This is a genomic window from Gammaproteobacteria bacterium, from assembly GCA_013817245.1.
GTDB lineage: Bacteria > Pseudomonadota > Gammaproteobacteria > HTCC5015 > HTCC5015 > JACDDA01.
The window spans coordinates 67,675-93,756 of record JACDDA010000007.1; the positions used below are offsets into that span (position 1 = coordinate 67,675).

Consider the following 26,082-nt stretch of genomic DNA (forward strand, 5'->3'; position numbering starts at 1 on the left):
CTGCATGCGCAAAAATAACTAGTGATGAAACACGAACATATATCGGCATCGGTATCGATCAATCCTTATCCCATAAACACGCTGCGCCGCGCACACCCGAAGCATCACCGTGACGCGGCGGCAGCAAGCGCGTATTAACCTGATCGGAAAATACATAACTGCCCCACAACGCCGGCACTTCGGTATACAAACGTGCGATGTTGGACATGCCACCGCCGAGCACAATCACATCAGGATCTAAAATATTAATCACGTGCGCTAAACCTCGCGCCATACGATCGACATAACGTCGCATCACCGTTTCTGCGCGCATCTCACCGACAGCGGCTAACGCCACAATCTGCTCGGCTGCTAAGGACTCACCCGTTAATTGGTAAAAATCAGCAGCGCAACCGGGACCCGATAAAAATGTTTCTAAACAACCATATTGACCACAATAACAAGGTCGACCAGGACGTTCATCATCACGCGGCCACGGTAAAGGATTGTGTCCCCACTCCCCTGCAATACCATTAGGACCTTGCAATACATGGCCATTTACCACGACACCCGCACCGGTGCCGGTACCTATAATCACACCGAAGACGACGGATGCACCGACCGCTGCACCGTCTGTGGCTTCCGATAAAGCAAAACAGTTCGCGTCATTACTGATCCGCACCGGCTGCTGCAAGTGAGTTTCTAGATCGTGCAAAAAGGCTTGGCCATTTAACACTATGGTATTGGAGTTTTTAATTAAGCCGCTATGCGAAGCAATAGTCCCGGGCATTCCAATCCCAATCGTATTGTTTGGCCGAGTAGTGCCGGTTGCTTGTTCAATACGCTGGAGCAATTCGCTGATCGCCACAATAATCGCTCGATAATCACCTTGCGGCGTCGCCACACGATTCCGCCAACACTCATTACCTTGCGCATCCAACGCCACGCCTTCTATTTTGCTACCACCTAGATCAATCCCAATGCGCACGGACTTTATCTCTCCTCATTAATTTTTTAAGCATTTCATTACCATTCATCTGAAGGCTTATTCATCGCAGATATCTATTAAATCTCTACCACTCTTACAAAACCGCGCCAGACCGAGGCTGCCTCTATTATGCCGCGAAATAAGCGACTTACCCTTAACTTATCCACATCTTATACTCAGCTTACAAACCTGGAAAACACACTATATTGTGCTTGACCGAGTATCAAGACACATTCTATAGTGGTCAACCAATTTTGAGAGACCTTGCGTGGGCGATTTTCATATAAGATCCGCCACTGCTATAGCGAAGGTTCGCAGGGTATTTTTTTCGTAACGCCGCAATCTAGTTGCCTAGATTGCCAGTCAAATTATAAGGACGACAATGCAAACTGAATCAAGCGCGGTTAACACGGCAGTAACCCAGCCTCCAGCCGATGAGGCATTAACTCAATTACCTAGCACCTCGGAAATCTCGGTCACCGCGCCGGGTTTATATCGGGTGATTCGCCGTAATGGCAAAGTCACCGGGTTTGATAGCCAAAAAATTAATGTCGCTATCACCAAAGCTTTTTTAGCCGTGGAAGGTAGTAGCGCTGCTGCTTCACGCCGCATCCATGATGTCGCTGCGGCCTTGACCAACCACGTCATGAATGCCTTACAACGTCGTCAACCCGACGGCGGCACTTTCCATATAGAAGACGTACAAGACCAAGTCGAATTGGTTTTAATGCGCGACGGCCATCATAAAATTGCCCGCGCTTATGTGCTGTATCGTGAAGAACGCGCCCGCGAACGCGCGGCCGCTGACAGCAAAAAACCTAAAACCGCACAAGCACAAAAAACCTCAACGCTCAATGTCACGCTCGCCAATGGTCAACGTGCACCATTAGATATGGATCGCATTCACGCGGTCGTGAACGAAGCCTGCTCCAAACTAGACGCGGTTGATGCGGATATCGTCATTAGTGAAACCTTGCGGAATTTATACGACGGCATTCCACAAAAAGAAGTGGGTCACGCCTTAGCCATGAGTGCCCGCATCTGGATTGAAAAAGAACCTAATTATTCGTTTGTCGCCGCTCGTTTATTACTAGATACCTTGCGCACCGAAGCACTGACATTTGTTGGCGATGGTGCTAACACCGCTACCCATAGCGAAATGAAAGAACGTTATCCCGAATACTTCAAACACTACATCGAAAAAGCCGCTGCAGTGGAATTACTGGATAGTGAATTAACCCGTTACGATCTCAACAAACTAGGTCGCGCATTAAATGCAGAACGCGACCAACAGTTTACCTATTTAGGTTTGCAAACCTTATATGATCGTTATTTCTTGCATCATGACGATATTCGTTTTGAATTACCGCAAGCTTTCTTTATGCGCGTCGCGATGGGTTTGGCGATTAACGAAGTTGATCGTGAAGATCGCGCCATTGAATTTTATCACTTGTTATCCTCTTTCGACTTCATGAGTTCAACGCCTACTTTATTTAACTCTGGCACTTTGCGTCCGCAATTATCCAGCTGTTACTTAACAACCATTCCGGATGATTTGAAAGGTATTTTCAAATCCATTACTGATGATGCGATGTTGTCAAAATTTGCCGGCGGTTTAGGTAATGACTGGACGCGTGTTCGCGCGATGGGCGCACATATCAAAGGTACTAATGGCAAATCACAAGGTATCGTACCGTTCTTAAAAGTTGCCAATGATACGGCCGTTGCGGTTAATCAAGGCGGCAAACGCAAAGGTGCCATGTGCGCTTATTTAGAAACCTGGCATTTAGATGCTGAAGAGTTTTTCGAATTACGCAAAAACACCGGTGATGATCGTCGTCGTACTCATGACATGAATACCGCCAACTGGATTCCTGATTTATTTATGCAACGCGTCTGTGAAGAAGGTCAGTGGACTTTATTTTCACCGGATGACGTGCCTGATTTACATGATTTGTACGGCAAAAAATTTCAAGCGCGTTACGAAGCCTACGAAACCAAAGTAGATCGCGGCGAAATCAAAAATTTCAAACGCATTCGCGCAGTAGATTTATGGCGCAAAATGTTAGGTATGTTATTTGAAACCGGCCATCCTTGGATAACCTTCAAAGATCCTTGCAATTTGCGTAGCCCACAACAGCATATTGGTGTCGTGCATTCATCTAATTTATGCACCGAAATTACTTTAAATACCTCCGACACTGAAATTGCTGTGTGCAATTTAGGTTCGATAAACATGGCACAACATGTCAACGAGAATGGTTTGGATTTAGCTAAGTTAGAAAAAACTATTAACACCGCGATGCGCATGTTAGATAACGTGATTGATTACAATTATTACAGCGTACCCGAAGCCCGCCGTTCTAATTTACGTCATCGTCCTGTGGGTTTAGGCCTCATGGGTTTCCAAGATGCGCTTTATAAAATGCGTCTCGCTTATGCTTCAAATGAAGCAGTTGAATTTGCTGATCATTCAATGGAAGCAATTAGTTATTTCACGATTAAAGCGTCAACCGATTTAGCTGAAGAACGCGGCGCTTATCCGACCTTTAGCGGTTCTTTATGGGATCAAGGCATTTTGCCTCTCGACTCTGTGCGTTTGCTAAAAGAAAATCGTGGCGAATATTTGCAAATGGATACTTCCAGTACTTTAGACTGGGATGATTTACGTGATCGCGTACAAAACGTCGGTATGCGCAATTCCAACACGATGGCAATTGCCCCTACCGCCACTATTTCAAATATTTGTGGCGTCAGCCAATCCATTGAACCCACCTATCAAAATCTATTTGTTAAATCGAATTTGTCGGGTGAATTCACCGTGGTCAATCCCTACTTAATTGACGATTTAAAAAGTCGCGGTTTATGGGACGAGGTCATGGTCAATGATTTGAAATATTTTGATGGTAGCGTTCATCCCATTGATCGCATTCCTGCCGATTTAAAAGCCTTGTATTCCACTGCTTTTGAAATGGATCCACGTTGGTTAATTGAAGCCGCTAGTCGTCGTCAAAAATGGCTAGATCAAGCGCAATCACTCAACTTATACATGTCTGAACCGTCTGGCCAAAAAATGGATAGCCTGTACAAACTCGCGTGGATTCGTGGTTTAAAAACTACTTATTACCTGCGTTCAACCGGCGCAACCCATGTTGAGAAAAGCACCATGGCCGGTCGTGACAATAAATTAAATGCGGTGCAAGACGCACCTGCGGTCAAAGCCCAAACTAAAACTAATGCGAATGCTTTTATAGATGATCCTTTAGCGGGCATTAACGGCGATAACGCAGATGCACCTAAAGCTTGTTCATTATTAGATCCTGAGTGTGAGGCATGTCAGTAGCTGTCACTCACGAATCGGCACCCCATAACCCAGTGATTGCACAATCATTGGTTTATTGGGAACAACAACGCAGCGTGTTGTTAAGCAGTGGTGGTCATGATATCAGCAAGCCTCATCGCGGCAGCAAACGGTTTATTCGTGAAATGCCGCAGTGGGAACGCAAGGTACACAAATTATTAGAACGCATTAATCGCGTTTAGCAAAATTCACACGTAACACTGTTGCGCTACGACGCAACATTTAGAAAAGAGGATGAACATTATGTTGAACTGGGATGATATTGAAAGCATTGGCAAAAAAACCAATCCTGCTGCAAACCCTACACCAAACAAAGCCACGCCCATTTCAATTACTGCGCCGGTCATTATGGCGGCCGCATTACAAGAATTACAGGCTGCTGAAGATAATACCGCGACTAACAGCGCACATGCTGGCATAACCGGTTTAGAACGCATTGAAATGGGCGCGGCGCGCATTCAAGTAGATGACAAAAAAATCATTAACTGTCGTGCTGATTTAAATCAATTAGTGCCGTTTAAATATCAATGGGCTTGGCAAAAATATCTCGACGCTTGCGCTAATCATTGGATGCCGCAAGAAGTAAACATGTCGGCTGACATCGCGTTATGGAAAAACCCAAATGGTTTAACCGAAGACGAACGCATGGTTATTAAGCGTAACTTAGGATTTTTCTCTACCGCTGATTCTTTAGTGGCAAATAATTTAGTGCTGGCCGTGTATCGCCACATCACCAATCCTGAATGCCGCCAATATTTACTGCGTCAAGCGTTTGAAGAAGCTTTGCATACCCATGCTTATCAATACTGCATTGAATCTTTAGGTTTAGATGAAGCTGAAGTTTTTAATATGTATCGCGAATTGCCGTCAGTCGCAGCCAAAGCCGAATGGGCATTGCCATACACGCATAGCTTAGCGGATCCCACCTTCTTCACCGGCACGCCACAAGATGATCAACGTTTATTACGCGACTTAATCGCGTTCTATGTGATTTTCGAAGGCATTTTCTTCTACGTCGGTTTCACCCAAATTTTGTCTATGGGTAGACGCAATAAAATGACCGGCGTCTCTGAACAATTCCAATACATCATGCGTGATGAATCCATGCACATGAATTTTGGCATTGATGTGATCAACCAAATCAAAATCGAAAATCCACATTTGTGGACTACGTCTTTCAAAGAAGAAATTGTCGCCATGATTCGTGATGGTGTCGAAATGGAAACACGTTATGCGCATGACACCATGCCACGCGGCATCTTAGGCTTGAATGCGCCGATGTTTGAAGAATATTTACAATTCATCGCCAATCGTCGCTGCGCGCAAATTGGTTTAGCGGAAATATATCCGGGTGTCAGCAATCCATTCCCATGGATGTCGGAAGTGCTGGATTTGAAAAAAGAAAAGAATTTCTTTGAAACACGTGTGACCGAATATCAAACTGGCGGCGCTTTAAACTGGTAATGACGACCATGAAAAATCTTCATTATCAACATCAAGTAGGATTAGCGTTATATCAGCAAATCCAAGCGAGCCCAGCCGCACGTGATACACAGCTGTTACCACAAGCATTAAACGCGGCTGCGCTTAACAATATTAGCAACACCGCGCGTAATGACATTATTCCCGGTTTATTGGACTCAGCTTTTAAAGCGTACCCCATACGTTTTATTAGCACGCATAAAACGTAAACGATTGACTCTAATGCTATAAGAGATCGACCAACGATCTCAGGTGATGCGCCAAGGATGGCGTGAGCTTTACTACGGCGGGTCTTAAACCCGCCGTTTTTATTGGCACTGATTATAAGTCTCTTGCAATTCCTGCCGCGCTCCACGAAAATCGTCTGTGATTTTCACACACCCATAAAAATATTACCGTTACCTAATATCAGTCTCTATCAAATCTACTTCAGGGAAGAATCTTTATGTCAGAACCTAGCAGCGCTACGCCTATGTTATTACCCGCACGTTTGGTAGAAGCACCCGCCGCAAAATTTATCATCGGCTTTGCTGCCGGCATTGCAGCCATCAGTATTCCGCGTTTATCTGCCTTATTAACCAATGACAATATTTCGTTGATAACGGCATTTACTCCCGACTATCTGGCCATCGTAGGTTTATTTGGCGCCTTAATCGGTACCGTTGTGTTGATTTTAGAATATGGTGTGGCACGCACACCTAAAGAAACATTTTTTGCGGCGCTCGCGATTCCAGCTTTAGTTGCAGGCGCATTTAATACCACGATGGTATCGAGTCAAGCGCAAAAAACGCATGAAAAAATGGAAAGTTTTGTGACGCAAGTAGGACAACAAGAAGGCATTACGACACTGCCGAGTCAAAACACACCGCTACGCATTATTTCAGCAGATGAAAATATCTCACCCGCTACTAATCAAGCAGTGCAACCCAGTGCCTCATTAAATCCGCTAGGTGTCGCATGGGCACAAAATACTCAACAAGTCATTCAATCTAATCAAAACTTTAATCCCGGTTTTCAGTTTGATAAGACAATGTATGTTGTTGTATTAGGGCAATTCACAACTAAAGAGGACGCGTTGCAAAAATTGGCCGAATTAAAAACTCAAATCCCCGACGCAGTAGCGGTTGAGTCTGGCGTGCAATACATGATCGTTAAAGGCAATCAAACTTTAAATAAATGGGAAGCCACCAAAATCGCGCTGAAAATAAAACACGAATTAGGTTTAATACCGAGCTTACTCGTCATTGAATAATCCATAAAAAAAGCCCATGAATAAATTCACGGGCTTTTTTAGTAAAAATATAAATTTGTTTAATGTATAGACTTAGCATCGGCCAAAATTACATCCGAGGCTTTTTCACTGATCATATACACACATGAAACAATAAAAAACCCAGGAATTTTTGGAAATACCGAAGCATCCACTACCCGTAAATTTTTAACACCGCGCACGCGGAAGTTGCTATCCAATACCGCCATCGGATCGTTGTCAGTGCCAATTTTACAGGTACAAGACGCATGATGACCCCACGCATTATCTTTAATGAATTGACCAATTTGTTCGCGAGTTTGTACCGCGGGGCCGGGTACAATTTCTTGTTTCATAACTGAGGTGGTGGCTTCCGTCATGCTACGCACAAATTCGATGCCTTTAATAACGGATTCCAAATCTTCGCCAGCCGCATCATTACCTTCATCAAAATAACGGAAATTAATATCCGGTACATCACGAGGATCCGCCGAACGTAACGTTACTGTACCTGCCGTATTGTTGGTATGCGCTTTTAAAATCGCCCAGGTAAAGTAATTATGGCCTTCTGTAATAATTTTTGCGTACCCCGGAAAATATCCATAAAAATTACCCGCCAAACCAAAAATAAATAAATCCGGTTCTGGACGCGCCGGTGCTGATTTAGTAATCACCGCTAAAACTGCGCCATTGGTCGTGTAAACACCTTTGCCTTTTTTCCATTGCGCAAAAATAGGATCGGGTTGTTCGTCATCATTAGCCGGCCCACGAAAAGTCGCGCCTTCTAATAAAGAAAACGGCGCTTTCATTTCGTTTACCACACCTACTTCATAACGGTCTTGTAAATTACGACCTACGCCCGGTAAATCTATTTTTACTTCAATGCCATGCTTTTGTAATTCCGCACGCGGTCCAATACCCGACAACATTAACAACTGCGGCGTATTAAATGCGCCGCCCGCAAGAATGACTTCTTTATTTACATACACTTGTTCAATACTATTAACAGTAGCACTCGGCGCACGTGGATCCGCGCGATATAAACTTTTACCTAGCTGATACTCCACTCCAATAGCGTTGTTATTAGTATCTAACAATACACGACTGACTAAAGCATGCGTGCGAATAGTTAATTTATCAGGATGCAGTGCTGCAATTTTACGAATGTAATCGCGTGTGCCCATACGTTTACCATTTTTAATAGCTAACGGCGTATAACGCAAACCTTCCGCACTTTGTTTTACCAAACGCCAATCATTAGGATCTAACAAACCCGTTAAGCCTTGTTTGATTCTTTCAACCGGACGACCTAATTGTTTAATCGCTTTCGCCGCTGAATGTTTTAACAATTCCAACAATGCTCTATCTTTTAAAATGTTTAAACTAGGATTGGGCATACTGGAATGCAGCCAACCATCAAATCCATAACGCGCGGGATTCCAACCAAAACATTTCGCCAACCAACGACGCACGGGGTGTGCATGATTATTTTCAAAACGTTGGAAATAATTACGCATTTTATCGGCTTGCCAAGATTTATCACCGGTTAGATTAGCAATGTAATCCCAATCACTGTTATGTGGATACACAGTGATCATTGCATTATGCGCTGTGCAACCTCCTAACGTACCGGAACGCGGATATAACACACCATCTTTCGCAGCCGTATATTTACTATCACGTTTTTGTTGCGCGTCATCCGCATAGTGACGGACAAAATAATCCCAACGTAAGGTTTCATCTTCTGATGCTAAAGGATGAAATACCGGCACTTGATAATGCCACGGCTCTTCATCACCACAGGCTTCTAACAACAATACTTTATAACCGGCTTTCGCAAGATTAGCCGCTAAAGGTCCGCCGCCCGCCCCAGAGCCTACGACTACATAATCAAATTCAGGCGTTTTTTTAACATCAGCCATAAACAAATTCCTTATAGAAAATATTATAAAAAAAAGGCTAGCCGCCATTACAGCGACCAGCCTAATCATCATTCTAAAATTAAAACGTTTTAACGAATTCTATTAATGCTTTTTTATCCGTATCAGCTAATTCAGCACCGTAATAATGACCACGATCCGTAACAAAATCGGGGCACTTGCTAATAGCTAACAAAGGATCCACCAATTCTTTTAATACTTCAGTAGCAGCATCACCCGTCAAATTTTCTTTATGAATCTTCTTCAGGCCTTTTTTAACTTTAATCAAAGTTTGAATGGTGGTTTTCAGCTTTTCTTGATCTTTTAAGTTTAAATCAATACTCGCTAACAAATTAACCGGTGTACCTTTAGGAATAGGTCCCAACACAATATGATTTTCATCATCGGTTAGTTCTTTTAACAAAGGACGTAAAGCCGCTGGTACAAAGTTTGTATGAATGCGGATCCAGCTTTCTTCAGTGGTCCGATAAATAGAATCCATACCTTTGCGCTTTTCTGGCCACAGCATTTTTTCCATTGCATCATTGTAAGCCGCAAGACGACCCGTCACGCTAGGATCTTGGTTATATAAACCCAAGGCATTGTTATGGAAGAACGGTGCAGTTGCCCATGCAGTAACTAATGAAGGTACGCGTGTATAACCAGGCCCACCCGCCGGCATATCAAACATGCGCTTTTCACCGGTTAATGGATGCTGAACTTCAATCTGGCCTACCGAAGGCAACGTCTTATAGGTTTCAGAAGAGAAGTTATCCCATACATTGCCGCGCATAGCATTTGTCGATAAAGCACTACATGCATTGGTTTTAAGTTCACTAACGGCAATGCGTTCATCGGTTGATAAATAATTGTTATCCAAGAAATCCGGCGCCGCGACAATGACACGCATGTCGGTTTTATAAGCTTCCGAACCACGCGCAGCAGTGGGTTGCTTACTGGAATGACACTCAGCGCAATTGTCTGCAAACAATTGTTTACCGGTAGCGAGTTGGGTTTGATCTTTTGATAAAAACGTCTCGCCACTTTCTGCATCTTTTAAATACATAGGACCCGCGGCTTTTACAAAATAAGCCGCTAAAGGACCTACCCGCTCAGCAGTAGATTGCCAATACACAGAATTTTTCTGGGCTTTTGTAACTTCAAAAGGTGTTTGTGGTTTACCGCCCAAAATCGCATTGTGATTTTTTAACCACTGCTGATGAAACTGACCAATATTCACATACACACGACTCAATGCGCCAATGATACCGACAGAGTCAGAACCATCTTTAAGAATATGTGGAACCAACATTTCAGGTTTATGATCAGGCAAATCTAAAGCACCGCCCGCTTGTTTTTCTAAATGACCTGTACCTAAACGTGCGCCTACATTAAAAATAGCATTCATCGTGCGCGGATTATTAATATTATCCGTGGCAATAAACGACGTATCTAATGCACCCGGTGGGCTTGTATTAAATAACTGCCACACAAAGTTATTCGGTTTTAAGTCATAACCAAATATGCGGTTAATCCATAAATATTCCGCGCCAATATTATTAGATAAATTTGCCCATTCAGGCGCTTCTAAATCTTTCGGTGGATGCACTGGATGGAATGACACATGGCAAAATGCACAGCTCATACCAATTTGATAAGGGCGTACTAATTTAGTGTCGTAATAATAAGTTTGATCGGTGTAATAACGAGTAGCGTCCCATTTCGCTTTCGCTTTTGCGTCGAAGTCAGGATTAGGATAAACCCGCAAACCTACAATTCCGGAAGGATATCCATACACTGTAGGATCAACATCAGCGGCTAATTTATCTTTAGGCACGTCCATCCACAAACCAAATTCATCAGGTGCAATCGCTTGTTTCATATCGGGATCATTCATCATCCCATACCATGCAAAACGACTACCGCGCTTACGACTATCTAATATTTTTAATAAGTCGACCGAACCAAAACTATGGGTCGACATATAATTCCAAAATTCTTGATTACCACCCGTCCATAACAACCACGTGTTACGACCTTTACGTTCTTCATCTGATAAGACCACGCCGCCATCCATCGCATCGAACCAAGCACTCGCTGTTTGTGGAAAATCGGCAGGCGTTTTGCCTTGAGCCATCGGTGTATCAATGGGATCATGTTGTTTGCTCAACCATAACCATGCGCCAATCGCAATGCCGGCAAGTACCAGCACAACTAGCCATTTTTTCTTTGACATAAAGACTCCTTAATATACAAGCGATGAAGGTGTAGATGGTCAGACGTAAACTGTGCATTCTGTAAATTAAAGAAGCAGAGCCACGACGAAAACTCAACACTATTATTTTAAATTGACATAGCCACGCAAAATATTACAACGTGATGATGTGATTAAGCAGAAGGGAAAAGAGCCTTGTAAGATAAAACCACTTCCATCCCTGTCAGCGACCCGCATCATAAACGAGTCACTCTAGAAATTCAAAATTCTTACATGCTTTTACGTCATTCACTGACAACACGACCCTCCAAAATAGAAGGTAAAAAACACCATGGAAGTCGTGGGGGTGATGACTTTACTTCAATCGTGCAACCGTCTAAAGTTCGCGACTCATAATAAAAATTGTGCTGAATCCCTGTCTTAATTATTTTTTAACAGGAACGACACATTCACTCACATCTGAAAACTAAGGACAGTTCCATGGCGGAGCATTGCACACGCAACAGTGCCGATCTCATTGCGGCAGAACAACAACACATTAAAAATGCACGACAACGTGCCAATATCTCAGATCCAAACTATAGCGCATTCGCAATTTCCGGCGGCGGCATACGTTCCTCTTCTTTAGGATTAGGCGTAATGCAAGCATTAGTAGCTGCTGGTTTGATGAAAAAATTTGATTATTTATCAACCGTATCCGGCGGCGGTTATATTGGTAGCGCGCTGACGTGGTTTTTAAAACAAGGTTTACCCGATCAACATCTCGCGGGTGTTGATGCCGATAATTTTCCTTTTGGGAGACCTCGCGCGGGTGCACGCCAAGGCCAACAGTTAAATACCCCCGCCGTTCATGACCACAATGCAATCCTCAATTTTATTCGTCAACATGGAACCTATCTGACACCTGGCCAAGGCTTAAATGGGTGGGCTTTAATTGGATTAGCATTACGTGCCACGCTAGTGTCATTAACAACTTATTTTTTATTATTTATTAGTGCCTTCTTATTATTAATCACGCTCAATATTTTTGAATCAGTCGATGTGAGCGTCATTGGTTTGCCTGCAAAATTGCAACCTACTTTTAACAATCTGCCTATTACTGTCGCCACCTTAAGTTTAGTCGCTTATATTATTGGTAGTTTTATTTATGCACTCAGCACACGCTGGAGTACTGACAACTCTTCATTTCGTTATCGTTTGCGGACGTGGGCACAAATATCTCAAGGCAAACTACTTTCAATGGGTTTGTTATTTTTTATCGTCGGCTTATTACCCTACACTTATGGCTGGCTAGAAACTTTAAACGCTAAATTACAAGCCGCCGGCACCTTAACGGTATTAGGCAGTGCTTGGGGATTTTTCCAACGCGGGCAACGCGACAAAAAAGAGAAGCGTCCGAATATTATTACCGCTTCACTCGATATGATTGCTTCTGGATTTATTCTTTATGGTTTAGCGTTTGGCGCTTACACAATTGCAAGCTGGGTACTCACCAGCGACTACACTGCTCTGTTTAGTAGCGTTATTGTTATTACGAGTGTGATTTTAGGTGTCGCCGTTAATACCAATTATCTCGGTTTACACCGCATGTATCGTGATCGCTTAATGGAAACATTTTTACCTAATCTCGAATCAGTTAGACAAAATCGTTGGCAACTTTCTACTGATGCTGACATTGCTTTATTAGAAACCATGTGCCAAACACCTAACGAACGTCCTTATCATTTAATAGGTGCAAATGTAGTATTAACAGATTCTTTAGAAACTAAATATCGTGGTCGTGGCGGTGATAGTTTTTTATTTTCACCCTTATATTGTGGCTCCGACGCCACCGGTTGGGCACAAACCTCGCAATACATGAAAGCAGGTAACAGCAGTGGCATGACGCTCGCTACCGCCATGGCTATTTCGGGTGCATCATTTAATCCTAACGCGGGCAACAATGGCGGCGGCTTAACGCACAATCGCATTGTTTCTACCTTGTTTAACTTACTTAATTTACGCTTAGGTTATTGGGCTAATAATCCCGCCTTTGTGAACAAAGTTATTTTCAAACCTAATTTTTTATATCCTGGCATTATTAAAGGCGGAATTTTAGGTGGGCACTTGCGCGAAACTCATCGTCACATTGAACTCACCGATGGCGGTCATTTTGATAATTTAGGTTTATATGAATTAATTCGTCGCCAACTGAAATTGATTGTGATTGTTGATGGTGGCGCAGATCCGGAATTTCGTTTTGATGATTTAGGCAATGCTGTCGAACGTGCACGCGTAGATTTTGGCACTGGCATTAAATTTGAACATCCTGTTTATAATTTAACCAACCTTATGCCCAGCAGCGCTACAGAAAGCGACGTACTCAATGACCGTTTTAAATTAGCACGCCATGGCTTTGCCTTAGGTCGTATTGAATATGCGGATGGCAGCGAAGGCAAAATTATTTACGTCAAATCAACCTTGACGCACAAACAATCCGTCGATATTTTCAGCTACAAAGGCTCGCATCCTGAATTTCCGCATGAACCAACAGCGGATCAATTTTTCAACGAAGTGCAATTTGAAGCCTATCGTGAATTAGGTTATTACTTAGGCTGGGCCATGATTGAAGCCTGTGGCACAGAAGAAAGTCAGGGTCAGTGGCAATTTACCATTTAATGAAACAGCTAACATTTATTATGCCCATGTATTCTCATCGCATTATTCATCGCTGCGCAATAATTACTACGGCCTTTGCATTATTGCTCAGCGGTTGCGCTGGCAATGTTATGTACCGACCTAACTATCAAATTTGCACCAGTCCCACGCCCGATGAAACATGCAAAACTAATGCGCTGCAATACATAACACCCCTCACGACGAATGATGATGCACAGCAAAATTATTGGTTAAGTTTTATTGAGTTTGATGAACAAGGTCAATTACACGATCGCGCTCAAATGAATGCAGTGATCAATAATATTTCCGCACAAGCAGCGCAGCACGATATTTTGATAACCGTATTTGTGCATGGTTGGCATCACAATGCCCGTGTAGGTGATGATAATATCACCGAGTTTCGCAAATCTTTGCAACAACTCAGTCTTTTAGAATCGGCACAAGCACGCGCTGCAAATCGTAAACCCCGTATTGTTTATGGCATATACATCGGTTGGCGCGGCGAATCAATTGATGTTGCAGGCTTGCGCTATTCTACTTTCTGGGCACGCAAAAATGCCGCGCATGCCGTTGGCCATGGCGGTGTTACCGAAGTGTTTGCGCGTTTGGAAGAAATTCGTGATACCAAATTAATGATGGAACAATCACATCCTTCCAGCCAAACACGTTTAATTATTATTGGACATAGTTTTGGTGGTGCTGTCGTTTATTCAGCGTTATCACAAGTATTAATGGAACGTTTTGTCGATACGCGCGGCCCTACTGGCATTAGCTCAGATGTTCGCGGCTTTGGTGATTTAGTGGTGTTAATCAATCCTGCTTTTGAAGCACAGCAATTCGCCACACTCAGTGATATGGCGAACGCACGCGGCAGTTATTTTGCTTCGCAATTACCCGTGTTAGCAGTATTAACTTCGGAAGCGGATACAGCAACACGTTATGCTTTTCCAGCGGGTCGTTTTTTTGCAACCATGTTTAAAAACGATCGCAAAGTCACACGCATAAATCAAGCATCACATAAGCAACAAGAAATTGATCAAACGGCTGCCAATCGCATGGCCATTGGCCATTTTAAAGATTACCGCACGCATGAATTAATGCCCGATACTTCAACGGTACAGCCTGATTTAAATATGCGCCAAATGCTCGCCACTTTAGATGATATTCGGCAAGGCTGGTTACACGATGAAGCCAACAGCGACATTCGTTTTCAAGGTTCCGTATTAAAGCACCTGAACCACAGCATTGGTCGCAATCCATATATGCTCATTTATGTCGACAAAAAAATCATCGCCGACCACAATGAAATTTATGACTGGCGCGTCCGTAGCTTTTTGGGCAATTTAATTATGTTGTCGACGCTCGCACCCGTACAAGACCAAACACCCACCACCGCTCCGACTGCCAAATAATCTATCTTTATATATAGGCCTTTTCGTAAAATATTGCGGACACTAATATTGTGTGCGAGTATCAAGACTCAAGCTGCAGATACTAGATCTCAGCTCACCCCCTATCATGTTCGCTTGCCCGGGATTGCTTTATGAACTTAAGAACCATCTACAAAATTTGTGTGTTGATTGGCTTATTAATGGTCGTCACTATTCCCTTCTTGGCATGGCAGGTTTTAATCAATATTCAACCCCGTGCTGAAGAAGTTTTTCGGGAAAACATTTTATTGCAATTAGATTTAGACAGTTTAAAACAAGAAGTTAATGCTTTAGATAACGGTATTAATCACGTAAACCAACAACAAGCTGCCGAAACTCCTCTTTACACCGAAAGCCAAATTCAAAAACTGCGCGAAGATATTGACGTATTACAAACCGCTATTGGTGAGAAACTAGAACAAATAGCCATGGCCAAAACTACCCAAGTACGGTTAGTTCGCCACGTTAAAATTGTTATTGCTGCAGCAATGTTGTTGCTCGCCATTGGCATGACGCTTACGGTATTTGGCGTATTAGGCCTGCATTACCATATTAAAATTTATACTGACAGACGCTTGCAACCACGCGGCTAAAATAATGCTGGGGACTGCACATGCAGAACATATTGTTTTGCCTAACGCCGAGTTATTCTATTATCCGCAATTCTTAACAACAGATTGCTCGAGCAATATTGATTATTTCGCGCAACTCTTACAAAAAATACCCTGGACTCAGCACAGCATTACACTTTTTGGTCGCACTCAATTAATGCCGCGACTCACTGCTTGGTATGCCGACCCCAATATAAATTATCGCTACTCAGGTTTTACTGAACCGCATCATGATTGGATTCCCGAACTTATTGAACTTAAAAATATTATCGAGGAAATCAGCGGCACTCAATTTAATGGGGTGCTGGCTAATTTATATCGTGACCAACAAGACAGCATGGGTTGGCATGCAGATGATGAAAAAAATTTAGGCCAAAAACCGATTATTGCATCCCTTAGTTTAGGTGCAAGTCGTGAATTTCAGGTAAGACCGAAAAAAAATAGAACAATGAACTCCACGTTAAAGTTGTTGCTCAATCATGGCAGCCTGCTGATTATGCGGGGCGACACTCAAGAATATTGGCAACATCAATTGCCCAAACAACGACACCCTATCACTGCACGGATTAATTTAACGTTTCGTTATGTTTATAATTAATGCCGACATTCTATTCGAGTTTGATAAACTTTAAAGTCATACGATCCGATTCACCAATTGTCAGATAACGCGCATCACCCGTGTGTTTACGCAATGTAGGCGGCAACGCCCAGACGCCTTCTGGATAATCTTTGGTGTCTAAAGGATTGGCATTAATGTCTGACCGCGCCAGTAATTTAAAACCTGCTTGTTCAGCTAATTGGATAACATACGCTTCAGTAACATAACCTGATTCGGCATACGCATCTTGATCTATACCTGCATCACCACGATGCTCGACCACACCTAAAATACCGCCTGGCTTTAACGCTTTATACATCGCCGCAAATACCGACTCCGTATGTCCTTCCATGCGCATCCAATTATGCACATTGCGGAAAGTTAGCACTCTGTCTGCTGAATTAGCCGGCGCAATATCTAATTTCTTCAAAGGCCGTAATTCAGTCACGATTACATTTTTATATAATTTAGGTTGTTGCTTAAATTTTAAGGCTAATTTTTCTGCCATTTCAGTATAAAAAGCAATATCACTGTTTTTCTCAAAACCCGCCGCATAAAAAGTCCCGTGTTTTTTAAGATACGGCGCCAAAATTTCTGTATACCAACCTTCGGCCGGCCAAATTTCAACGACGGTCATGTCTTCACGCACATCAAAAAACTGTAAGGTTTCTAACGGATGGCGATAACGATCACGCGCTTTATGTTCGGCAGAACGGTATTTACTAGCGAGCACGCTTTGCAAATGCTGCTGACTACTGGCTTTTTTTTGTTCGTCTGTTTTCGGAGAAAATATTTGACATGCTGACAAACTAATTATCATCAGCACTAAACAAAAATTTTGCATTTTCATAAATTTAACTCGCCCACTATTAATACAATAAACTATTTAAAAAAGCTGTAATTGTTCGCGCGCATGCGCATCACTCGTCATTAAATTGGTTGCTGTCACACCTAACAATCGTACGGGTTGTGTTGCAGCATCGGTACTTGCCAACAACTCAGCCAAAATAACAGATATCGGCAAAAGTGTATCGTTTAAATTATCTAAGCCTTGCTCAAAACTGCGACTCCGCGTGATTTGGGTAAAATCCGCATATTTTATTTTAATCACCAAGGTTCGAGCGCGACAGCGCCGACGTTGTAAAGCGCTCCATACTTGGTGCGCAAGCTCTTCTAAAATGCCGCGCATAGCATCAAGGTTAGACAAATCCTGTTCAAAAGTAATTTCTTTACCTATAGATTTGCGCACGCGATTACTGACCACGGGTCGATCATCAATGCCATGTGCTAACTCATAACAATACGCGCCCAACTTACCAAAACTTGCAATGAGCTCAGCCTTCTCCCAGTTTTTTAAATCTGCGCCTGTATAAATGCCGAGCTTATGTAACTTTCCTTCGGTTGCCTTGCCGATACCAAAAAATTTCCCAATTGGCAAAGCTGCAATAAATGCTGGTGCCTTTTCTGGCGTGATCACATACAAGCCATTCGGTTTATTAATATCGGAAGCAATTTTGGCAAGAAATTTATTATAAGAAACACCCGCCGATGCGGTCAGCTGCAATTGTTGAAAAATATCCTGCTGGATTTTTTTGGCTAAAGCCGTCGCAGAACCCGACGCATCCCACACATGAGTCACATCAAGGTACGCTTCATCAAGTGAAAGCGGTTCTACTAAATCGGTATATTGCCGAAAAATATGTTGTAGCTGACGTGAGACTTCTCGATACCGCTCAAAACGCGGCACTGTAAATATTGCATGCGGGCATAAACGATACGCCTGTGAAGAGGGCATCGCCGAATGAATGCCAAATTGCCGCGCTTCATAACTCGCGGCCGCAACCACTCCACGTCGATCCGGTGGGCCGCCTACAATGACCGGACGTTGTCGATATTCAGGAAAATCAAGCTGCTCCACTGCTGCAAAAAAAGCATCCATATCGATATGTATAATTTTTCGCATAGATTTATAATTTCAAAAAGTATTTTTAACCACATTAAACCATTGCCAGTATAACGACATCCATGTTACACAGATATTTGCTTACTGTTATGAATAAGGCATCTGATATGTTACTTGCGACAATCCGCGGACCGCGCTTTTACTGGATGTTATTCTACAGTTTAGTGTTTTGTGCATTAAATAGCGCGCCGATCATGGCGGCAGAAATCGCGTCCAATCGCGTGGATCATGCGTTGTGGCAACAATTTTTAGATGAATATGTAGTGACTCATCCAGATGGCATTAATCGTGTACGTTATGCCAAGGTTACTGCTGCCGACAAAAAACATCTGCAACAATACTTACAACAATTACAAAACATGCGTGTTAGCAAATTAACGCGCGACGAACAGTTAGCTTATTGGATTAATTTATATAACGCTCTCACGGTCAATGTGATTTTACAGCATTATCCTACCGACTCTATTCGCAACATCAATATTTCTGGATGGTTTTCCACAGGGCCTTGGAAAAAAGAATTGATCAAAGTTGAAAATAAAAACCTGAGCCTCAACGATATAGAGCATCGTATCCTCAGAATTCAATGGCAAGACAACCGCATTCATTACGCGCTTAACTGCGCTTCTTTAGGCTGCCCTAATCTAAACCCACAAGCATTTACGAGTACAAACTTACAAGATCTATTAAACAATAGCGCCAAAAACTACATTAATCATTCCCGTGGCGTCACTATTAAAAACAACCGTTTAATCATTTCGACTATCTACAAATGGTACGCAGAAGATTTTGGCGGCAACGATGCGGCTATTATTGCGCAGCTGCAACGTTACGCTAGTCCAGCGCTTAAATTAAAGTTACAAAAATTTAATAAAATTGATGGTTATGCGTATAACTGGCAACTTAATGATGTCTTCGATTTCGTGCCTAAACCGTAAAATCAAAAGCGTGTCTGGTAATAACGTCAGAATTCAAAGTCAGCGACGAATATTCAATTTCAGTAAAGTTAATATGGCCCGCTTTATTAATCGTTAGCAACGACGTGCTACGTGTGCCGTAATCTGCTGTTTTAATAAATATAGGTGATAGCATTTTTTCTTGTATCCAACTCACGCCCGTAGCGGGCAGCTCATCGGCGTTAGCCAGCGTGGTATCACGCATCAAATTCAGTAAAGCACTTTCATCCAAAGTCGTTCCTTGCAATTCTTGCGCTAACAACTGCTTAATACTGCGTACTTTTGGCCAATCAGTATCTAACAAATGATTGCTGAGACCATACACTCCAGGCGTTAATTTTTGATACGCCTCTTTGCTGCGATTAGAAAAATAATACATTTCACCCGCAGTATTGCCGTACAAGGCATTAAAACCTGCATAAGCAGAACGCTTGATAGCATTAATAAAATCAGGAATATTATTAGCGTCATCTATATTGCGTAAATAATCACTCACAATCTTACCGCGCGAATGAATCCCTGGGAGCGGCGGCGCTTCCCGAAAATTAGTTAACGCGGCAATATAACCGTTGCGATTAATGCCTAACCAACTGCCGCCGGCTTGCAGATCACGTCCCGCCAAAATCTGCGCATGATCTTGCCACCATGCCAACGGTGCAGTAGGACGCGCATAATATTCATCACGATTAGCTAACAGTATCAAGGGATACTCGGGATGTTGCGCTAATGCCAAGACGATTAAACACATATCAACGATTCATCCATCATCAATCTATTTGAGCTTAATGTAGTTTTAAACGTGGGCCTAAGGTACGCGACAACAAATCTTTAATCATTGCGATGCCGGTGGTCCACATGCCTAACACTACCCATTGATGGCGGCGATACAAAGCCAAATAAATCCAACGCGCTAATAAACCTTGAATACCAATACTCTTTATATAACGACCCATGACAGTGCCGACCGCGCCTTCGCTGGCAATGCTAATAAACGCACCTTGATTGTGAAATGAATAGTATTTGTTAATCACGCCGGTCGCTAAATATTCTGGTAGCACTCGCGCAAGATATTCCGCTTGTTGTGCTGCGGCTTGCGCCAAAGGCGGTACGCGCACCATTACACCGTCTTCTTCGTATTGCAAACCTGCGCAATCACCAAAAACAAAAATATTAGGATCTACGCTACTTTGTAAATTTTGTTTAACAATAATCTGATTAAGGCGATTGTTTTCTAAACCCAGCGTATTCAACCAATCCGGCGCTTTAACACCCGCCGCCCACACTACCAACTGAGCTTCCATTACTTGCCCGGTGGCGGTGACCACGCTTTGCGTTTGAACTTCTTTTATTTGTGTATTGAGTTTTACTTCGATGCCGAGTTTTTCTAATTCACGCTTTACGCGCCGACTCACTGTTTCATTCAGCGCCAACACCAAACGTCCCGCGGCTTCTACTAAATAGATGCGCGCATTTTGTTTATCAATATTTTCCATGCCATAGTCAGGCAAGCTCGTCATCACCTCTTGCAGCTCAGCCGCTAATTCAACACCGGTCGCGCCACCACCAACAATCACAATATTTAATTCTTGTAACTGACCGGCCAAATGCCGCGTATGACTACGCAATAAACTGTGCAGAAAACGCTGATGAAAACTTTCCGCATTCGCACGACTATCTAAAAATATCGCATGCTCACTCACGCCAGGCACGCCAAAGTCATTGCACATACTGCCAACCGCTAATACTAAAAGGTCATAACTCATTTCACGCGCCGGTAATACTTCACGACCTGCAGCATCGTGAAATTCTGCGAGTTGTAATTTTTTATTCGCTCTATCTAAACCAATCATTTCGCCAAAGCTAAACTCATAACCATTACGTTCACCGTGCGCAAACAAATTAATTTCATCTTCAAAAGAAGTTAAGGTTCCAGCAGCGACTTCATGCAACAAAGGTTTCCAAATATGCGTCAAGCTTTTATCAATTAACGTGATACGCAAGTGGTTTTTCGCACCGTATTTTCTGCCCAAACGTGTGGCCAATACCAAACCGCCCGCACCGGCACCCACGATCACAATATGTTTTTGCGTACTCATGACAAATTACTTCCTCGATGAATCAAGATGCTGGCGTTGAATCAAGCCCTTGGTGTTAATGCCGCATAAAGCTGCGGCGACTGCTAAATCAGCTCTTTCATGAGCCGCCGCGCATATTAACCATCAATTAATCGATTAACGTATAACTTCATACATTTTTATTCTTTTTGCTTTGAAAGCCGCTTGGTATAGTGTCGCCCCTGCTCCGGCGATCTCGCCGCAGCCCTGCTTCCCCCGACTCACGCCGCGCGGAAGTAAATATTCGACAACACGGCGTATTCAAAGAGGCATACATGACTGGCTTGATCAAACCCCACGGCGGCGGCGAACTAAAACCCCTATTACTCACCGGCAGCGCCTTAAGTGCGGAACAACACCGTGCGGCCAGCTTACCCAAAGTCGTCATTAGCTCACGTGAAGTGGGCGATTTAATCATGCTCGGCATTGGCGGTTTCACGCCTTTAACCGGCTTCATGGGTAAGGCCGACTGGGAAGGCGTCTGCCGCAATATGCACACCGCTGACGGTTTGTTCTGGCCCATTCCGATCACCCTTTCGACCGATAAAGCCACCGCCGACAGCCTCAACATTGGCGCAGACGTCGCCTTAATCAGCAGCGAAACCAATGAAATCATGGGCGTGCTGACGCTCACCGAAAAATACAGTATTGATAAAAAACTCGAATGCCAAGAAGTCTTTGCTACCCAAGACCTTGAGCATCCGGGCGTGAAAATGGTCATGGATCAAGGTGAGATCAACCTTGCCGGCCCCGTAAAAGTGTTATCACAAGGCGGTTTCCCCGAAACTTACGGCGAGCATTACATGACACCGGCCGAAACTCGCGCCGCTTTTGCCGAACGCGGCTGGCATCGGGTTACCGCTTTTCAAACCCGCAACCCTTTGCATCGCTCACATGAATATTTAGTGAAATGCGCAGTGGAAGTCACCGACGGCGTGCTCATTCATTCATTACTTGGCAAACTCAAAGCCGGCGATATTCCTGCGGATGTCCGCGTTAATGCCATCAATGCACTGATCGACAACTATTTCGTCAAAGGCACCGTGATTCAAGCAGGTTATCCGCTAGACATGCGTTACGCCGGACCACGCGAAGCTTTATTACACGCGGTGTTCCGCCAAAACTACGGCTGCGCGTATTTAATCGTTGGCCGTGATCATGCCGGTGTAGGTGAATATTACGGCGCGTTTGATGCGCAAACTATTTTCGACAAAATTCCTGCCGATGCTTTGCAAATTCAAGCCATGAAATTTGATTGGACATTTTACTGTGACGCTTGCGAAGGCATGGCCTCCGACAAAACCTGTCCGCATGATGCCAGCCATCGCTTATTATTATCCGGTAGCAAACTACGCAAATTATTATCGGAAGATCAGCCTGTGCCCAACAATTTTAGCCGCCCTGAAGTATTAAAAATACTCAGCGCGTACTATAAAACCATTGCTGCTGAAGATCGTGTAGAAATTAAATTAACCGGCGCTTCTGCCAAATAAACAGCGCAGCACGCTAAACCTGAGATTGGAAATAGACCATGTATCGTTATAACGACATTGACAGTCAAATTGTTGCACAACGAGTCGCAGAATTTCGCGACCAAACGCAACGTTATTTGAATAAAGAATTGACGGAAGAAGAATTTCGTCCACTTCGGTTAATGAATGGCTTGTATGTGCAACGTTTTGCACCCATGTTGCGCGTAGCAATACCCTATGGTCTATTATCCAGCGAACAATTGCACATGCTCGCGCATATCGCGCGCAAGTATGATCGTAATTATGGTCACTTCACCACCCGGCAAAATATTCAATACAACTGGCCCGCACTCGAAACCGTTCCCGATATCTTGGCAGATCTTGCCAGCGTAGAAATGCACGCCATTCAAACCAGTGGCAACTGCATTCGCAACGTCAGCTCCGATCAACTCGCCGGTGTTGCGACAGATGAAATTGAAGATCCACGGCCGTATTGCGAAATCATTCGTCAGTGGTCGACGTTTCATCCAGAGTTTAGTTATCTACCACGCAAATTTAAAATCGCCGTCAGTGGCGCGGAAGGCAAAGATCGCGCGGCCGTACAAGTGCATGACATCGGTTTATATTTAGTGCGCAATGCACAAAATGAAATTGGCTTTAAAGTATTAGTCGGCGGTGGCTTAGGTCGCACGCCCATCATTGGTCAAGTCGTGCGCGAATTTTTACCCAAAGAAGATTTGTTATCGTATTTAGAAGCCATCTTGCGCGTGTACAACTTGCAAGGGCGTCGCGACAACATCTACAAAGCACGAATTAAAATTTTAGTTACCGCTTTAGGCATTAAACGTTTTGGCGAACTCGTCGAAACCGAATGGTCACATATCAAAACCGGCGCACTCAAACTCGACATGGAACGTGTTAGTTACTTCCAAAAATTCTTCACGCCGTTTACTTACGACACACAAGCCGCTAGCGATACAAGTTTTGAACAACATAAAAAAACCAATCTATTGTTTGCAACTTGGGTACAACGCAACACCGTCGATCATAAAGTCGCCGGTTATCGTGCAGTGTGGATCAGCTTAAAAGCACCCGCCATTGCACCGGGCGACATCACCGATGTGCAAATGGATGCAGTAGCAGCAATAGCCACACAATATAGCTACGGCCAAATTCGCACCACGCATAATCAGAACCTCATGCTCGGTGATGTTAAACACGCCGATTTATTCGCAGTGTGGCAAGCCTTAGACCAACAAAATCTTGCATGGGCTAATATCGGCACGCTCAACGATATGATTTGCTGCCCGGGCTTAGACTTTTGTTCATTAGCGAATGCGGGCTCGATCGACATCGCCAAACAAATCAATGATAAATTCGACAAACTCGATTATTTATACGACCTCGGCGAAATCGAATTAAAAATGTCAGGCTGCATCAATGCTTGCGGTCATCATCATGTGGGCCACATCGGCATCTTAGGTGTTGATAAAAAAGGCGTAGAGTTTTATCAAATCCAACTCGGTGGCGACGCATCCCTTAACGCAGCGGTCGGAAAAGTATTAGGTCCCGCCGTCGAAAAACACGAAGTCGCCAACACGCTGGAAAAATTATTAAACGTCTACATCCAACACCGCATCGAAAGCGAGCGTTTTATAGATACGTTCAATCGTATCGGCATACAAATATTTAAGGATGCCATCTATGAGTAAAATAATTCGTGATCGAAAAATAGTAAATGACAACTGGGTTTACGTAGACGACGAAACCGCATTGCCCGCGGAAAACAGCATCATCACCTACGCTCGTTGGCAAATTCAGCGCGAACAATTAATCAAACATTCACAATTACTCGGCATAAAAATTCCGAATGATGTCGACGTCACCAGCCTGCAAGATGACTTAGCGCACTTCGCGTTGATTGTTTTAGACTTTCCCTTATTCCGCGATGGTCGCGCTTACTCGCAAGCGTATCTACTACGCAATCGTTATGGCTTCAATGGAGAAATTCGCGCTGGCGGTAACGTCCTGCGTGATCAACTGCAATTCATGGAACGCTGTGGTTTTAACGCATTTGAAAATGATCCTAGCAAAAACATCGCAGACCTTATAAAAGGGTTTGATGTGTTTACCGTGCAATACCAACCGAACAAAGCGGAAATGCCAGCAACACGGCATATGAATAAAAACTAAACATTCGACGTAAGGCGGCCTACAAGTATTTCACGCTTTGCTTATTGCGCCCTAAAGTCTATACTTTTTCATAGAAAACGATTTGATTCTAAAACCACTCAATTGAGGCGTTTTATATGCAAACACCTAAACAAAATGCCATTGAAGCTATCCAACAATTACCGGATGCCGTTGATATGGAAGAAATTATGTACCGCCTATATGTAATCGACAAAGTTCATAAAGGTCAAAACGATGTCCGCGAAGGCCGTACTATCACAGCCGGAGACCTACGCCGCGAGATGGATCAATGGTAATTTGGACCTTGAGCGCCAAACAAGACCTACGACAAATTTACAACTTCATTGCTTCCGATTCCGTCCATTACGCCAAAAAAGTCACTGACGATATTTACGCAAAACCCAACACCCTCGACTTATTGCCACGATTAGGCAGAATTGTTCCCGAAATAAATGACGAAACCTTAAGAGAAATTTCTGTTTATTCCTACCGTATCATTTATCAAATTCATCAAAAAAATATCTATGTGCTGACCATTATCCACAGGCGACGCGATCTAAAAATAGATGATTTAGGAAAAATTAATACTTAATTCATTATGCATTTATATTTCACCATACAACACAAAGCGTTTCGCTCGTCGCTGCGCGACTACAGCGAGTAACTTTGATTGCCATGGATGGCATGAATGCAGATTTTGCAGGAGCAAAAATCTGCTGTCGTAACAAGAAATTGAATATTCTTATAAAAGCAGAAGCGTTTCGCTTGTCGCTACGCGACTACAGCGAGTAACTTTGATTGCCATGGATGGCATGAATGCAGATTTTGTAGGAGCAAAAATCTGCTGTCGTAACAAAAAGTCACCAAACGCCGCTCTCTTGCATCCCTGCAATCGCG

At 43.5% G+C, this 26,082-nt stretch carries 22 protein-coding genes; 15 read left to right on the top strand and 7 right to left on the bottom strand.

Annotated features, from left to right (window positions below):
* Positions 1-58: 58 nt before the first annotated feature.
* The gene (locus H0W44_09280) at positions 59-967 is read right to left on the bottom strand and encodes an ROK family protein (GenBank protein ID MBA3582628.1); all 909 of its coding nucleotides are present in this window, start codon (positions 965-967) and stop codon (positions 59-61) included.
* A 382-nt stretch (positions 968-1,349) separates the two neighbouring features.
* Here H0W44_09280 and H0W44_09285 point away from each other — a divergent pair, with 382 nt between their 5' ends.
* The 5 genes from H0W44_09285 to H0W44_09305 all read left to right on the top strand — a co-directional run bounded on the left by H0W44_09285 (position 1,350) and on the right by H0W44_09305 (position 7,062).
* Positions 1,350-4,310, top strand: coding sequence for a ribonucleoside-diphosphate reductase subunit alpha (locus tag H0W44_09285; protein ID MBA3582629.1), 2,961 nt, complete (start codon positions 1,350-1,352; stop codon positions 4,308-4,310).
* Entirely contained in the window at positions 4,301-4,510 is a 210-nt protein-coding gene (locus H0W44_09290) for a hypothetical protein (protein ID MBA3582630.1), read from the top strand. Before H0W44_09285 ends, H0W44_09290 begins: the two co-directional genes overlap by 10 nt.
* A gap of 61 nt (positions 4,511-4,571) precedes the next feature.
* Positions 4,572-5,792 carry a ribonucleotide-diphosphate reductase subunit beta gene (locus H0W44_09295; GenBank protein ID MBA3582631.1) on the top strand — a complete coding sequence of 407 codons (1,221 nt, stop codon included), beginning with the start codon at positions 4,572-4,574 and terminating at the stop codon, positions 5,790-5,792.
* 8 nt (positions 5,793-5,800) lie between these two features.
* Positions 5,801-6,019: a hypothetical protein gene (locus H0W44_09300; protein MBA3582632.1), complete on the top strand. Its 219-nt coding sequence runs from the start codon at positions 5,801-5,803 to the stop codon at positions 6,017-6,019.
* Between the two features lie 236 nt (positions 6,020-6,255).
* Positions 6,256-7,062: an SPOR domain-containing protein gene (locus tag H0W44_09305; GenBank protein ID MBA3582633.1), complete on the top strand. Its 807-nt coding sequence runs from the start codon at positions 6,256-6,258 to the stop codon at positions 7,060-7,062.
* A gap of 59 nt (positions 7,063-7,121) precedes the next feature.
* Here the strand turns inward: H0W44_09305 and H0W44_09310 are convergent, their stop codons facing one another.
* A complete protein-coding gene (locus tag H0W44_09310; protein ID MBA3582634.1) occupies positions 7,122-8,981 on the bottom strand; it encodes a GMC family oxidoreductase N-terminal domain-containing protein in 1,860 nt (619 codons plus the stop codon).
* 79 nt (positions 8,982-9,060) lie between these two features.
* Entirely contained in the window at positions 9,061-11,214 is a 2,154-nt protein-coding gene (locus H0W44_09315; protein MBA3582635.1) for a hypothetical protein, read from the bottom strand.
* 459 nt (positions 11,215-11,673) lie between these two features.
* Here H0W44_09315 and H0W44_09320 point away from each other — a divergent pair, with 459 nt between their 5' ends.
* From H0W44_09320 to H0W44_09335, 4 genes are all read left to right on the top strand, one after another.
* Positions 11,674-13,851, top strand: a complete 2,178-nt coding sequence (locus H0W44_09320; GenBank protein ID MBA3582636.1) for a patatin-like phospholipase family protein — start codon at positions 11,674-11,676, stop codon at positions 13,849-13,851.
* Complete coding sequence (locus tag H0W44_09325) at positions 13,851-15,263, top strand: esterase (GenBank protein ID MBA3582637.1); 1,413 nt, start codon at positions 13,851-13,853, stop codon at positions 15,261-15,263. The genes H0W44_09320 and H0W44_09325 overlap by 1 nt, the downstream gene beginning before the upstream one ends.
* Positions 15,264-15,394: 131 nt before the next feature.
* Positions 15,395-15,874, top strand: a complete 480-nt coding sequence (locus H0W44_09330; protein ID MBA3582638.1) for a hypothetical protein — start codon at positions 15,395-15,397, stop codon at positions 15,872-15,874.
* Positions 15,875-15,878: 4 nt separating this feature from the next.
* Complete coding sequence (locus tag H0W44_09335) at positions 15,879-16,490, top strand: alpha-ketoglutarate-dependent dioxygenase AlkB (protein MBA3582639.1); 612 nt, start codon at positions 15,879-15,881, stop codon at positions 16,488-16,490.
* 10 nt (positions 16,491-16,500) lie between these two features.
* On the opposite strand, the gene H0W44_09340 is transcribed toward H0W44_09335, so the two are convergent.
* Positions 16,501-17,334 carry a class I SAM-dependent methyltransferase gene (locus H0W44_09340; protein MBA3582640.1) on the bottom strand — a complete coding sequence of 278 codons (834 nt, stop codon included), beginning with the start codon at positions 17,332-17,334 and terminating at the stop codon, positions 16,501-16,503.
* 42 nt (positions 17,335-17,376) lie between these two features.
* Positions 17,377-18,453 carry a DNA polymerase IV gene (dinB, locus tag H0W44_09345; protein ID MBA3582641.1) on the bottom strand — a complete coding sequence of 359 codons (1,077 nt, stop codon included), beginning with the start codon at positions 18,451-18,453 and terminating at the stop codon, positions 17,377-17,379.
* A gap of 146 nt (positions 18,454-18,599) precedes the next feature.
* Here dinB and H0W44_09350 point away from each other — a divergent pair, with 146 nt between their 5' ends.
* Positions 18,600-19,388: a DUF547 domain-containing protein gene (locus tag H0W44_09350; GenBank protein MBA3582642.1), complete on the top strand. Its 789-nt coding sequence runs from the start codon at positions 18,600-18,602 to the stop codon at positions 19,386-19,388.
* On the opposite strand, the gene H0W44_09355 is transcribed toward H0W44_09350, so the two are convergent.
* Positions 19,378-20,154, bottom strand: coding sequence for an NRDE family protein (locus H0W44_09355; GenBank protein ID MBA3582643.1), 777 nt, complete (start codon positions 20,152-20,154; stop codon positions 19,378-19,380). The genes H0W44_09350 and H0W44_09355 overlap by 11 nt on opposite strands.
* 34 nt (positions 20,155-20,188) lie before the next feature.
* Complete coding sequence (locus tag H0W44_09360; GenBank protein ID MBA3582644.1) at positions 20,189-21,502, bottom strand: NAD(P)/FAD-dependent oxidoreductase; 1,314 nt, start codon at positions 21,500-21,502, stop codon at positions 20,189-20,191.
* Between the two features lie 293 nt (positions 21,503-21,795).
* Here H0W44_09360 and sat point away from each other — a divergent pair, with 293 nt between their 5' ends.
* The 5 genes from sat to H0W44_09385 all read left to right on the top strand — a co-directional run bounded on the left by sat (position 21,796) and on the right by H0W44_09385 (position 25,777).
* Positions 21,796-23,013 carry a sulfate adenylyltransferase gene (gene sat / locus H0W44_09365; GenBank protein MBA3582645.1) on the top strand — a complete coding sequence of 406 codons (1,218 nt, stop codon included), beginning with the start codon at positions 21,796-21,798 and terminating at the stop codon, positions 23,011-23,013.
* A 38-nt stretch (positions 23,014-23,051) separates the two neighbouring features.
* The gene (locus H0W44_09370; protein MBA3582646.1) at positions 23,052-24,704 is read left to right on the top strand and encodes a nitrite/sulfite reductase; all 1,653 of its coding nucleotides are present in this window, start codon (positions 23,052-23,054) and stop codon (positions 24,702-24,704) included.
* Positions 24,697-25,185, top strand: coding sequence for a DUF934 domain-containing protein (locus H0W44_09375; GenBank protein MBA3582647.1), 489 nt, complete (start codon positions 24,697-24,699; stop codon positions 25,183-25,185). Before H0W44_09370 ends, H0W44_09375 begins: the two co-directional genes overlap by 8 nt.
* Positions 25,186-25,301: 116 nt before the next feature.
* Entirely contained in the window at positions 25,302-25,481 is a 180-nt protein-coding gene (locus H0W44_09380; protein ID MBA3582648.1) for a hypothetical protein, read from the top strand.
* A complete protein-coding gene (locus H0W44_09385) occupies positions 25,475-25,777 on the top strand; it encodes a type II toxin-antitoxin system RelE/ParE family toxin (protein ID MBA3582649.1) in 303 nt (100 codons plus the stop codon). Before H0W44_09380 ends, H0W44_09385 begins: the two co-directional genes overlap by 7 nt.
* Positions 25,778-26,082 lie beyond the last annotated feature (305 nt).